Genomic DNA, 11,753 nt, shown 5'->3' on the forward strand with positions numbered 1-11,753 from the left:
GGACTTTGAGAGGAGGAACCATGCAGCAGTCCTTGAACCCCTGGATCACCCGCCCGGTCCCCGCGGACGGAGCGGACACGGCAGCCCCGGAGGCTCACGTGCCGCCGGCGGCCGTGATCAGTGCGCCACTGAGGGGAATGGTTGAACCGGACGCCGCAGACCGTCTGGCCCGCAGTAACGTCTCCGGTTCTGCAGCCCTGTGGGTCACCGGCGCCCACGGGGGTTCCGGTGAAAGCCGCATCGCTGATCTGCTCGGCGGGGCACGCATCACCGATCACTTCTGGCCCGTCCTCCAGGACAGCGGCAAGCCGCGGGTGCTGCTGGTCTGCCGCGCAGACATGCGCGGGCTGACCGCCGCCCGGAACGCACTGACCCAATGGGCATCAGGAGCGGCCCCGGAGCTTGACCTGCTCGGTCTCGCTGTCTTGGCGGACGCACCGGGGAAGACTCCCAAACCCTTGCGGGAATTCGCCACCATCGTCGGCGGGGGAGCCCCCCGCTTCTGGACCCTGCCCTGGGTCGAGTCCTGGCGGCACGGGGATGCCACCACCCCGCCCGCGGCCCGCGAGTACCAACGTTTCCTCACTGACTTAGCCGTCCTGGCTACCGACACCACACCCAGCACCACCTACTGAAAGGTCTCACCATGAACTCCTTTTCCGCACTTGCAGCAAGCGTCATCCCGACCCCGACCCCCGTTGTCCCGGAACAGGCCAAAGGCCTGCTGACCGTCCTGAACTGGGCCTCCGGAATCGGCCTGGTCCTCGGCGTCCTGGGGGTGATCATCGTCGGCATCGGCATGGTCATCCAGCTCCGCCGCGGCGAAGGCGGAGAGTCCATCGGCAAGCTCGGCTGGGTCCTGGCCGGCTGCATCATCATCACCGGCGCCTCCGGCATCGTCCGCGCCTTCGTCTAAACCCGCAACTACCGGAGAGGTTCATCATGAGCGAATCCACCCAAAGCAGTACCGAACGCAGCCCGTTCACCAAGCCCGGATTCATCATCTCGGCCGCCCTGGTCCTCGCACTGATCGCCGCCGTCGTCGTGATCTTCTTCCTCCCCAAGGCAGACAGCACCGCCCAGCCCGCCCCGGCCTCATCGTCGGCCGGTGCCTCCTCGGCGCCATCAAAGTCAGCCGACGCGGTTGGAAAGAGTGTTTGTGGGCTGCCCTCAAGCACGGAGACGGCTCTGGGCGCAGCACCGAAGTCCAAGTGGGAACTCGTCGGCAAAATGGCAGCCCCCACTGACCCCAAGACATTCGGGCCGGGGCAGACGGACGACAGCGGATTCAGGTCCTGCTTTGCTCACTCGCCAACCGGCGCCGTCTACTCTGCCGTCAACCTGGTGGCCCTTGGCTCGTCCAAGTCACAGCAAATGAATATCAAGCTGGCAGACAAGCTCATGACTCCCGGTGCCGGGCGTGACGCAGCCAAACAGCAAGCGGCGACGTTGGATCCTTCCACCGGCTCAAATGACACCGTTCAGGTACGAGGCTTCCTGCTCAAGTCCTACACGCCCATCGAAGCCAACGTTGATCTGGCTTTTCAAACCTCCGGCGGAAAATTGTTTCACGCAGTTCTTCCGCTCCAGTGGCTCGATGGGGATTGGAAAGTCAAGGTTTCCGATGCTGGACAGCTCATAAACGACGTTGCTCCGCTCAGCGACATGAGCGGCTTTATCTCATGGGCCGGGGTCTGACGTGGCTGAGTGCGTTCCCCTGGATGTCATCTGTCAGGGCGGCAATGCCGTTTCCGGGATGCTCGACGATGCCATTGGCAATTTGGCGAAGTCGATCATGGAGGGCATGAGCCAGATGGTGACAACGCTCTCGACCTTCTGGGTGTCCATGCCCACGGCCAACCTCGCATCCCAGGATGGGGTCACCGCCAGCCCTGTGGTCGGTTTCGTCAATTCAGAACTCGGGTACTGGACGCTGGCACTGGCGGTTCTGTCGGTCATCCTCGGCGGTACCCGGATGATCTGGGAACAGCGCGGGGCACCGTTGAAAGACCTGCTCCGGTCCCTGCTGACCCTCACGCTGGTGTCCGGCCTCGGGCTGGCGGTGATTTCCATTCTGGTGATCGCGGCCGACGCGTTCTCGGCCTCGATCATTGACCGGGCAACCGACGGCAAGGGCTTCGCCCACGCGATGGCCATCCTGGTGATGACGAACCAGACCGGCGTCGGGGTCTTCATTCTGATCATCCTGGGCCTGGTGGGTTTGCTTGCCTCGCTCGTGCAGATCGTCCTCATGATCGTCCGCGGCGGAATGCTGGTGATCCTGGCCGGGATCCTGCCGACCACGGCTGCGTTCACCAACACCGAGATGGGACGGCAGTGGTTCCAGAAAGCCATCGGCTGGACCATCGCGTTCATTCTCTACAAGCCCGCCGCGGCCGTCGTCTACGCCGTGGCCTTCAAGCTCATGGGATCCTCGGGCGGCAACGTCCTGCTGGGATCCATCACTGGCTTCGCCCTCATGATTGTCGCGCTGCTGGCCCTGCCGGCATTGATGCGCTTCGTCACCCCGATGGTCGCAGCTGTCGCTTCCGGTTCCGGCGGGGGAGCCGGAGCGGCGGTGGGGGCCATGGCCACCGGTGCCGTCTCGATGGGCCGGTCCGGGAGTGGCCGCGGCAACGCATCCCCCACACCGGGCAGCCAGCCCGGCCAGGCGGGCGCCAGCGCACAGGGCAGCAAGGGCGCAGGTGGCAGTAACGGCGGCAATGGCAAACCCACCCCCGGCTCAACGGGCCCCGGCGGAGCGCCAGGCAAGGGCACCACCGGAAGCGCCGCTACCGCTGGGAGCTCAGGCTCAGGCTCAGTTGCAGGAGCCGGCGCGGGCACCGCTGGGGCCGGGGCCGCGTCGGGAGCTGCGAAAGCCGCCGGGCCCGCCGGGTTCGTCGTCGCCGCAGGAGCACAAGCAGCGTCCAAGGCCTCTCAGGCCGCACAACAGACCGCGCAGGATTCAACCGGGGAGGGCCCCAGTGGCAGCAATTAATACCGAATACAAGGAACCGTCCTACGGCAACTGGCGGGTTCCCCGCTCCGCCGGGCTGGGCGGCCTCGGCGCGATCGGCACCGGCATCGTCATGACCGGCCTGCTGGCCGGCATCATCACCTTCGCGTTTCTTGGCCTGCTGCCGGGCCTGAGCGTCCTCGCGGTCGCCGGCCTGCTCGTGCTGCTGCTGACGGTCAAGGACAAGCACGGACAGTCCATCGTGGACCGGTCCGCGACACGGATGAACTTCCGTCTCGCCCGCTCCGGCGGGAAAAACCTTTACCGTTCCGGACCGCTCGGGGTCACCGAATGGGGCATGTTCCAGCTCCCCGGCCTGGCCGCGAAGTCCCGACTGTATGAGTTCAACGACTCCTACAACCGCCCGTTCGCCATGCTCCACGTCCCCACCACGAACCACTTCACCGTGATCTTCTCCACCGAACCAGATGGTGCGTCCCTGGTGGATCCGGAACAGGTCGACGCGTGGGTCGCTAACTGGGGCGGCTGGATCGCCGGGCTCGGAGATGAAGCCGGTTTGGGGGCCGCGGCCGTGACCGTGGAGACCGCCCCGGATTCCGGCTACCGGCTGCGCAACGAAGTCGAAATGAACATCCACCCCGACGCCCCGGAGGCCGCGAAGGCGATCCTCCGCGAGGTCGTCCGCACCTACCCGGAAGGCTCGGCCACCGTCCGGGCCTGGGTGTCCCTGACCTTTACCGCCGCGCTGCGCTCCGGTTCCCGGAAGCGCGAACCTGAAGATGTCGCCCGGGACCTGGCATCCCGGATCCCTGGGCTCGGTGCCCGGTTGCAGGCCACCGGCGCGGGCATCGCCCGGCCGATGTCCGCGCAGGAACTCTGCGAGGTCGTCCGGATCGCCTACGACCCGCCCGCTGCGTTGACCATTGATGAAGCCCACGCCGCCGGATCCCCGGTCGCCCTCACCTGGGGCGAGGTCGGCCCCTCCGCGACGCATGCGAGCTGGGATGACTACCGGCACGACGGCGCGTTCTCTGCCTCCTGGACCATGACCGGCGCCCCGCGCGGGTCGGTGAACTCCTCCGTTCTGTCCCGGCTGCTGGCCCCGCACGGGGACATCGACCGCAAGCGCGTTTCCTTGCTCTACCGTCCGATGGATTCGGCCCGGGCTGCCGCCGTGGTCGAGCGGGATCAGAACAACGCCAACGTCCGCATCACCTCCGGGGGGCGCCCGTCGGCCCGCGCCCTGGTTGATGCCCGGTCCGCCGCCCAAACCGCGCAGGAAGAAGCGCAGGGGGCCGGGCTGGTGAACTTCGGCATGGTCGTCACCGCCACCGTCACCGACCCGGCCCGGCTCCCCGACGCGGTCGCCGCCGTGGAACAGACCTCCGGAACAGCCCGGGTGCTACTGCGCCGGGCCTACGGCTCCCAGGACACCGCCTTCGCCGCGTCCCTGCCGCTCGGAATCGTCCTGCCCAAACACATCCTGCTGCCCACCGAAATCAGAGAGGCCCTCTAATGCAGAAGCTCTTTCGACGGAAGAAGAATCCGCTCCTTGACGGTGTGGAATCCGAAACCCGTGACCGCCGCACGGCCACGGGTCGTCCGGCCCGCTTGCGTGTCCCCGGGTCCCGCGGCTGGGGCGGGCGCGGGGGAGGGGCTGCCGCCCTGGTCCCCGCCGTGCGCGAATACCGCGGGACCACAGTGCAGGTCTGCGGGCTGTGGCCATTCAGCTCAGGTACGTCCTCGCCCATGGTCGGCGTCCCGCTGGGCCGGCACGAGGAAACCCAGGCCACGGTCTGCTGTGACCCGATCAGCTGGTTCCAACGCGCCCACCTGATTTCCAACCCCTCCGCGTTCGTCCTCGGCAAGCCCGGTCTGGGGAAGTCCACGCTCGTGCGCCGCATGCTGCTGGGCCTCTCCGGCCAGGGCGTCCATCCCCTCGTTCTTGGGGACCTGAAGGGCGAACACGTGGACGCCATTGGCGCCATTGGCGGGCAGGTCATCGAACTCGGCCGCGGCCGCGGCTACCTGAACATCCTCGATCCGGGACAGGCCATTGAGGTCGCCCAGCTCCTCGAGGAACAGGGAAACCATGAAGCTGCCGTCCGGGTCCGGGCCGATGCCCACGGCCGGCGCCTGAACATGGTCGTTTCCCTCATCACGATCAGCCGGAATAACCCGCCCACGGATCAGGAACAGACCATTTTGGACCGCGCCCTGCGCGTCCTCGATGACTCCTTCGACGGTGTTCCGGTCCTGAAAGACCTGCTCGACGTCATCATCGCCGCGCCGGACGAGCTGCGCCAGGTCGCGTTGGACCGCGGGGATATGACCGTCTACCTGCAGGAAACCCGGGCGCTGGAAGCAACTCTGCTCGGGCTGACCGGCGGCGGGAAACTCGGGGAAATCTTCTCCCGGCACACCACCAACCCGATGCGGCGTGACCGGGCCGTGGTCTTTGACGTCTCCAGCATCGATGAGACCGAAACGGACCTGCAGGCCGCCGTGCTGCTGGCCTGCTGGTCCTACGGCTTCGGCACCGTCAACGTCGCCAACGCCCTAGCCGACGCCGGACTGGAACCGCGCCGAAACTACTTCGTCGTCCTCGATGAACTCTGGCGGGCCCTACGCGCCGGCAAGGGCATGGTGGACCGGGTGGACGCCCTGACCCGCCTCAACCGTTCCGTCGGCGTCGGCCAAGTCATGATCTCCCACACCATGTCCGACCTGCTGGCGCTCCCGGCAGAAGAAGACCGGATGAAGGCCCGCGGCTTCGTCGAACGCTCCGGCATGGTCATCTGCGGCGGACTCCCCGCCTCAGAGATGCCGCTGCTGACCGCCGCGATCCCGCTTTCGCGACAGGAACAGCAGAAGCTCATCTCCTGGCAGGACCCGCCCGCCTGGGACTCCCGCGGCGGCGACGTCGAACCCCCCGGACGCGGGAAATTCCTGATCAAGGTCGGCGGCCGCCCCGGCATCCCCGTCCAGATCGGCCTCACCTCCATCGAGGCCTCCCTGAACGACACCAACAAGCGCTGGCACGCCCCGGCAGAAACCCTGCTGGAAGCGGCCGCTCCGGTCCAGGAAGAGGGTGCAGCATGAGCGCTCCGAACCGCAAAGGCACAGGGCTCGGCGACGCACTGGGGATCTGGCTGGTCATCGGCGCAGCTGTCGTCATTGGGGGCGGCAGCTGGGTCTCGGCCCACCTCGGCTCACGGATGGCCGGCCTTGCCGCGCCACCGGCCCACCCGATTGATCTGATCGCCGGCCTGGCCAAGGACCGGGTGCCCTGGCCGGTCCAGTCCACCATCGTCGCCTGCGTACTCCTCGGAATATTGATTGCCCTGACCGTGACCGTGCTGGTGGTCCGCTCCCGGACGGCGCACAAACGCACCCGGGTCGATAAGGCCGCCGTCCACATGGGCCGCGGCAAAGACCTCGATCACCTGGGCACCAAAGGGGCCACGGCCACCGCCGTACGTCTCGGCGTGGAGAACTCCACAGGGGTGCGCCTCGGCCGCAGCGTCGCCGGGAAACGCCCGCTGTGGGCCTCCTGGGAGGACATGCTGATCCTCATCGCCGGTCCCCGCACGATGAAGACGACCTCCTACGCCGTCCCGGCAATCTTGGACGCACCCGGCGCGGTGATCGCCACCTCGAACAAACGCGACATCGTGGACGTGACCCGCCCGATCCGGGCAGAGGCCGGCGCCGTGTGGGTCTTTGATCCGCAGTCCGTCGCCGAAGAAGAGCCCGCCTGGTGGTGGAATCCGCTCTCCTACGTGAAGAACGAAGCGACGGCCGGGAACATGGCACAGCACTTCGCCAACGGCTCCCGCGAACCCGGGACCAAACCGGATGCCTACTTCGACCCGGCAGGGCAGAACCTGCTCAAAGCCTTCCTGCTCGCAGCCTCACTCGACTCCGCCCCGGTCACACAGGTCTACACCTGGCTGACCCGCCCGCACGACGAGGCCCCCGCAGAACTGCTCAGGACCGCCGGCTATGACCTGCTCTCGGACATGGTGATGGGCCACATCCGCGAACCGGAAAAGCAGCGGGCCGGCGTCTACGGCACCGCCCGGCAAATGGTTTCCTGCCTGACCGACCGCGACGTCAGCCAATGGGTCACCCCGGCCCGGGACACGACGGTGGACACCGACCCGCGGCCGCAGTTCGTCCCCGAAGACTTCGTGCGCGGCAAAGGCACGCTCTACAGCCTCTCCCGCGAAGGCGTCGGCACCGCCGGCCCCCTCGTCACCGCCCTGACCGTCGCCGTCGTAGAAGCGGCCGAAAAATACGCCACCTCCCAGCCCGGCGGCCGGCTCGCGACACCGCTGCTCGGGATCCTCGATGAGGCAGCGAACGTCTGCCGGTGGAAGGCCCTGCCGGATCAATACAGCCACTACGGCTCCCGCGGGATCATCCTCATGACCATCCTGCAGTCCTGGTCCCAGGGTGTGGAGGTCTGGTCCCTGGAAGGCATGCGGAAACTCTGGTCCGCGTCGAACGTGAAAATCTACGGCGGCGGCGTCTCCGAAGTCGGCTATCTCGACGAGCTCTCCCGCCTGATCGGCCAATACAGCTACATCAACGTCTCACGCAGCCACAGCAAATCCGGATCCTCATCCTCCCGGCAGGAGAACAAAGACGAGATCCTTTCCGTCGCCGACCTGACAGCACTGCCCAGGTTCCGGGCCATCCTGCTCGCATCCGGAGCACCGGCAACCATGATCGAAACCATCCCCTGGATGTCCGGCCCCCACGCCCAAAAGGTCAAAGACTCCCTCGCCACCAACGAGACAGTGGAGCGTGAACTGGTGGCCGTTGCGGCGCACAATCCATGGACGGACGGAAACAAAGCGTGAGCAAAGAGTTCGGGGACGCCTTCGGAGACGAAGAGGAGCAGTCCCCGGCCGGCGGGCACAGCCACGCTGAGCCCGAACCGGAACTGGTGTACTCCAGCGCCGTGGAGTTCTTCGCCGAGCTCCTGGCCCAGTCCTACGTCCGGGAAGTCAACGAAGGCGCAACGTTCGCCTGGTGCCCCGAGTGGTACAAACACCCCGAAGCCCTCATCCGGATGGAAAGCATCTGGCGAGCCTGGGAGCACCTCCGCATGGAGCCGGCCCTCGGCATCAGCACCTGGTGGCTGAGCCACGCAGACCCCCACATGCGCGTCCTCATGGACAAAGAGGGCCCCTTCAAGAAATGCGCCTACGACGGGCACAAGTCGCCCACGCCAGAGAGAACAATGCTGCCGCACGTCGTACCGGATGCCGGGATCTTCGGCGACTAGAGGCTATTTACCAGGCCGAGGACGAGTTCACCTGTCACTCCTGTTTCCTGGTCCGGCACCGGTCCCAGCTTCTGCGCGAATTGAACGGCCACTCGGACTGCATCGAGTGCGAAGGTTAGGACGACTGCCGTCTTCCCTCGAGGCTGGCCCATGAAGTTTTCCGTTAGGGCTTAATGCCACCGCTCAGGGACAGCTGGTTTCTACTGGAGGATGGCATCGGCTTCGATTTCAACCAACAGGTCGTCGGCGGCGAGGGCTTTGACTTCGACCACTGCCGTGACCGGTCGGATGTCGCTGAAGATCTCCCCGTGGACCGGACCTACCGCTTTGAAATCCGCCATGTCAGTGAGATAAATCCTGGTGCGGACGACGTCAGCGAAAGATCCCCCCGCCTTCGCGAGTAGTGATTCCATGCGCTTGAGGATTTCGCGCGCCTGCGCGCCCGCATCGTTTCCGCCGACAGCACCTTCGCTGGAGCTCGCCGTGGTTCCTCCAATCATGATCTGGTTGCCCACCCGAACGGCCCGGGAGAACCCGATTACAGGTTCGCTGCTGGATCCGAATGAGATGTTCTTACGTTCTGTCATGGTTTCTCCTTTGAGGCTTTCACCCGGTGATGTCGGGCGTAGCGATTAGTCCTACGGCCAAAGGATTCCCGAAGATGAACGCTGTCCGTCCCTTGGAAATCCCGGGACACCGAACGGACGGCCGGTGGGATCATTTTCATGCGGCACAAGGCCATACGAGAGGGCTCTCTTCGCGCTTGCCACGGGCCAGTTTCCGACGGCCGGGCTCAGAGCAGGAGCAGGTTGCTTTCCAATGTACTGACTTTCAGGCCCCTAGCACCGTAAGCTATATACAAACGTTTAGTAAGACTACCCTTCCCACGAGGAGAGGCGCATTATGACCTTGCAGGCTTCCACCAAACGGACCGAGGCGTTTGAGGACGTTGAACTGAGCGAAATCATAGCCGCCCTCGCGCATTCAAGCGCAGGCTCCAGCGGAGAGCGTGGAGATACACGCGAGCGACTCCTGGCGGCGGCCATGCCAGCTTTTGCCACGGAAGGCTTCCGTGCCACGACCATCCGGGGTTTGGCCACAGCCGTAGGAATCACGCCGGGAGCGGTGTATGCCCACTTCAGTTCAAAGGAGGGCATTCTCTCCGCTGCACTGGCGCGTGCCTATCGGAAGTTCTTGCTCGATGTAGTCGTTCCGCAAGATCCGACAGCCCCGGAGGCGAGGTTTGAGGGGCTTTGCGGGAGGCACATGCGCTTCCAGATGGACAACAGCGCTTTGGCGTCGGCAAGCGACATGCTGCTCCTGAATGAGACAGTCCTGCAGGCGGCCGAGCCCAAGACTGTGGACGTTCTTCGCCGCGCCAAGGGCGCGTACTTCGACCGCGTGTATCGCGAAGTGGTGCGGGTGGGAACGAGAGACCGTCAGGTCCTGCCGAAGATACAGACACGTGCGATTTTGGTTCTCTGCGATTCCGTCAGTGCAGAACCCAGGCCCGAGACTGCATCCCTTGACAGCAAGGCCGTCGTTGAGCAGTACATGCAGGTTATCTGGAGCATCGTCCGGGCTTAGCACTGCACACCTAGATTTCTCAATCTGGGCGCTGTAGAGTCTTACTTAAACAATCGTTCATTTATGCACAGGCAAGGAACAGCGATGTCTTCGATTCGAGCGGCAGAAAATTCGTCCGGCCAGCACTCGCAAAAGGTGGAGTTCACGGTTGAGGGATCCGTCGTTCGCGGCACCTTCTACGCCCCGGCAGGCGTGGCCGGCCTGTGGCCGGTGATTGTTATGGCCCACGGATGGGGAATGGTGTCCGGAGGGGACCTCGAAGACTACGCAGCGGGAGTGGTTTCAGCGGGCTTCGCCGCCCTGACCTTCGATTTCCGCAACCTTGGGGCAAGCGACGGCGAACCACGCCAGGAAATCGATCCTCACCGCCAGGTGGAGGACTACCGCGCCGCGATTAGCTACGTGCGAACCCGGTCTGATGTCGACAAAGAACGAATCGGCATCTGGGGCAGCAGCTACAGCGGCGGGCACGCGCTCGTTGTTGCAGCGATCGACCGCCGCGTCCGGTGCGTCGTTGCCCAGGTCCCGACCATCAGCGGATGGCGGGCTGCACAGCTGAAAACGTCATACGCGGACTTTGCGGCCCAACAGCAATGGTTCGAGCAGGACCGCGAGGCGCGTTTTGCCGGCTGTGAGGGTCAACACATCCCCATGATCAGCCCGATTCCCGGGGAGAAGGTCGCTTATCCCGGATCGGATTCGTACGAGTACATGTCAGGACAGAGTGATATTTGCCCGACCTGGCGCAATGAAATCACGGTACGATCTCTGGAATTGGCCCGGACCTATGAACCGGGAGCATATATCGAGCGGATCGCTCCGACGCCCCTGCTGATAATCGCCGCCGACAGGGACACTGTTACGCCCACGGCCCTGCAGCAGGAGGCGTATCAGCGAGCCCACCACCCGAAGCGCCTCCTGCTCGTTCCCGGGGACCACTATTCCGTATACACCGAACACTTCGCGGCCACCCGGGCTGCAGCAGCGGACTGGTTCAGCCGACATCTGAACAACGGCAGGGACAGACACTGGAGCGATGCAACGCCGATCACCGAATGGGAGGGCTCACGCTAATGGCACTCCAGATCGCAGATCAGTTCGCAGGGGAAACCGTCGTCGTATCTGGCGCCAATGGCTCCATAGGTGCCGCGGCGGTCAAAGCTTTCGCCGACCGTGGGGCGACTGTATTCGCCCTCGACCTGGCCGCGACGCCGGAGGAGGCGCCGACCCGGGAAACAGTGCATCACGTGCAGGCGGACATCACCGATGTGGATGCAATCGGCCGGATTGTAGCGGACATCGCCCAACAGACCGGGCGCCTGGACACTTGGATCAACAACGCAGGAATGCTTCGGCGCTCCCCAGCCCTGGATATCACTCCGGAAGCATGGGACCTAACGCTGGGCGTCAACCTGCGGGGTGCATTCTTTGCCGCCCAGGCGGCCGCGCGCGAAATGATTAAAGCCGGACGTGGAAGCATCATCAACCTCTCCAGCTACACCGGATCGCGGGCGCGACCAAACTGCGCGGACTACGCCGTCTCGAAGGCCGGCCTGGCACACCTGACCTCATGCCTGGCCGTGGAGTGGGGGCCGCTCGGCCTGAAAGTCAATGCCATCGCTCCCGGCTACATCGAAACGCCCATGACCAGCTGGATGCGCTCCTCAGCCGAGGTGTACGACGAATACGTATCCCGGACTCCGAGCCGGCGGATGGGTGATCCGACCGAAATTGCTGCCGCTATGGTCTATCTGGCGTCTGACGACTCCTCCTTCGTCAATGGTCACACCCTCGTGGTCGACGGAGGAATCTCTCTCTCGTAAACGCACAAGCGTTCAGAGAGACAAACCCTCACTGGAGAACTCCGAGGGTACCCCTTGTCTCTCGCCAAGG

Annotated in this window: 12 protein-coding genes and 1 pseudogene; 12 read left to right on the forward strand and 1 reads right to left on the reverse strand. The window is 64.9% G+C overall.

Features of this window, described 5'->3' with window-relative positions; genetic code table 11:
* Window positions 1–20: 20 nt before the first annotated feature.
* The 9 genes and pseudogenes from ACZYZ3_RS14005 to ACZYZ3_RS14045 all read left to right on the forward strand — a co-directional run.
* A complete protein-coding gene (locus ACZYZ3_RS14005; RefSeq protein ID WP_463964421.1) occupies window positions 21–635 on the forward strand; it encodes a DUF6668 family protein in 615 nt (204 codons plus the stop codon).
* A gap of 11 nt (window positions 636–646) precedes the next feature.
* Complete coding sequence (locus ACZYZ3_RS14010; RefSeq protein ID WP_307000751.1) at window positions 647–916, forward strand: hypothetical protein; 270 nt, start codon at window positions 647–649, stop codon at window positions 914–916.
* A 26-nt stretch (window positions 917–942) separates the two neighbouring features.
* The gene (locus ACZYZ3_RS14015; protein ID WP_463964422.1) at window positions 943–1,698 is read left to right on the forward strand and encodes a DUF8175 domain-containg protein; all 756 of its coding nucleotides are present in this window, start codon (window positions 943–945) and stop codon (window positions 1,696–1,698) included.
* A gap of 58 nt (window positions 1,699–1,756) precedes the next feature.
* A complete protein-coding gene (locus ACZYZ3_RS14020) occupies window positions 1,757–2,998 on the forward strand; it encodes a TrbL/VirB6 family protein (protein WP_463964423.1) in 1,242 nt (413 codons plus the stop codon).
* Window positions 2,985–4,493 (forward strand): SCO6880 family protein, encoded by a 1,509-nt coding sequence (locus tag ACZYZ3_RS14025; RefSeq protein ID WP_463964424.1) that lies wholly within the window; start codon window positions 2,985–2,987, stop codon window positions 4,491–4,493. The genes ACZYZ3_RS14020 and ACZYZ3_RS14025 overlap by 14 nt, the downstream gene beginning before the upstream one ends.
* The gene (locus tag ACZYZ3_RS14030; protein WP_463964425.1) at window positions 4,493–6,079 is read left to right on the forward strand and encodes a helicase HerA domain-containing protein; all 1,587 of its coding nucleotides are present in this window, start codon (window positions 4,493–4,495) and stop codon (window positions 6,077–6,079) included. Before ACZYZ3_RS14025 ends, ACZYZ3_RS14030 begins: the two co-directional genes overlap by 1 nt.
* Window positions 6,076–7,845, forward strand: a complete 1,770-nt coding sequence (locus ACZYZ3_RS14035; RefSeq protein WP_463964426.1) for a type IV secretory system conjugative DNA transfer family protein — start codon at window positions 6,076–6,078, stop codon at window positions 7,843–7,845. The genes ACZYZ3_RS14030 and ACZYZ3_RS14035 overlap by 4 nt, the downstream gene beginning before the upstream one ends.
* Complete coding sequence (locus ACZYZ3_RS14040; RefSeq protein ID WP_463964427.1) at window positions 7,842–8,273, forward strand: DUF4913 domain-containing protein; 432 nt, start codon at window positions 7,842–7,844, stop codon at window positions 8,271–8,273. Before ACZYZ3_RS14035 ends, ACZYZ3_RS14040 begins: the two co-directional genes overlap by 4 nt.
* Window positions 8,270–8,392, forward strand: a pseudogene (locus ACZYZ3_RS14045) (DUF4193 family protein); the annotation flags it as partial. The gene ACZYZ3_RS14040 and the pseudogene ACZYZ3_RS14045, both read left to right, overlap by 4 nt.
* Window positions 8,393–8,473: 81 nt before the next feature.
* Here ACZYZ3_RS14045 and ACZYZ3_RS14050 read toward each other — a convergent pair.
* A complete protein-coding gene (locus ACZYZ3_RS14050) occupies window positions 8,474–8,860 on the reverse strand; it encodes a RidA family protein (RefSeq protein ID WP_463964428.1) in 387 nt (128 codons plus the stop codon).
* A 316-nt stretch (window positions 8,861–9,176) separates the two neighbouring features.
* Here ACZYZ3_RS14050 and ACZYZ3_RS14055 point away from each other — a divergent pair, with 316 nt between their 5' ends.
* From ACZYZ3_RS14055 to ACZYZ3_RS14065, 3 genes are all read left to right on the forward strand, one after another.
* Window positions 9,177–9,860 carry a TetR/AcrR family transcriptional regulator gene (locus ACZYZ3_RS14055; protein ID WP_463964429.1) on the forward strand — a complete coding sequence of 228 codons (684 nt, stop codon included), beginning with the start codon at window positions 9,177–9,179 and terminating at the stop codon, window positions 9,858–9,860.
* Between the two features lie 84 nt (window positions 9,861–9,944).
* Window positions 9,945–10,934 carry an alpha/beta hydrolase gene (locus ACZYZ3_RS14060; RefSeq protein WP_463964430.1) on the forward strand — a complete coding sequence of 330 codons (990 nt, stop codon included), beginning with the start codon at window positions 9,945–9,947 and terminating at the stop codon, window positions 10,932–10,934.
* Window positions 10,934–11,683: an SDR family NAD(P)-dependent oxidoreductase gene (locus tag ACZYZ3_RS14065; protein WP_463964431.1), complete on the forward strand. Its 750-nt coding sequence runs from the start codon at window positions 10,934–10,936 to the stop codon at window positions 11,681–11,683. The genes ACZYZ3_RS14060 and ACZYZ3_RS14065 overlap by 1 nt, the downstream gene beginning before the upstream one ends.
* Window positions 11,684–11,753: the final 70 nt, after the last annotated feature.

Source organism: Pseudarthrobacter linnaei (genome assembly GCF_055412825.1).

What these genes read in the sequence shown, in the direction of transcription:
- ACZYZ3_RS14005 (WP_463964421.1), top strand. Translation starts at nt 21, where the DNA reads ATGCAGCAGTCCTTGAACCCCTGGATCACCCGCCCGGTCCCCGCGGAC.
- ACZYZ3_RS14010 (WP_307000751.1), top strand. Translation starts at nt 647, where the DNA reads ATGAACTCCTTTTCCGCACTTGCAGCAAGCGTCATCCCGACCCCGACC.
- ACZYZ3_RS14015 (WP_463964422.1), top strand. Translation starts at nt 943, where the DNA reads ATGAGCGAATCCACCCAAAGCAGTACCGAACGCAGCCCGTTCACCAAG.
- ACZYZ3_RS14020 (WP_463964423.1), top strand. Translation starts at nt 1,757, where the DNA reads ATGCTCGACGATGCCATTGGCAATTTGGCGAAGTCGATCATGGAGGGC.
- ACZYZ3_RS14030 (WP_463964425.1), top strand. Translation starts at nt 4,493, where the DNA reads ATGCAGAAGCTCTTTCGACGGAAGAAGAATCCGCTCCTTGACGGTGTG.
- ACZYZ3_RS14035 (WP_463964426.1), top strand. Translation starts at nt 6,076, where the DNA reads ATGAGCGCTCCGAACCGCAAAGGCACAGGGCTCGGCGACGCACTGGGG.
- ACZYZ3_RS14050 (WP_463964428.1), bottom strand. Translation starts at nt 8,860, where the DNA reads ATGACAGAACGTAAGAACATCTCATTCGGATCCAGCAGCGAACCTGTA.
- ACZYZ3_RS14055 (WP_463964429.1), top strand. Translation starts at nt 9,177, where the DNA reads ATGACCTTGCAGGCTTCCACCAAACGGACCGAGGCGTTTGAGGACGTT.
- ACZYZ3_RS14060 (WP_463964430.1), top strand. Translation starts at nt 9,945, where the DNA reads ATGTCTTCGATTCGAGCGGCAGAAAATTCGTCCGGCCAGCACTCGCAA.
- ACZYZ3_RS14065 (WP_463964431.1), top strand. Translation starts at nt 10,934, where the DNA reads ATGGCACTCCAGATCGCAGATCAGTTCGCAGGGGAAACCGTCGTCGTA.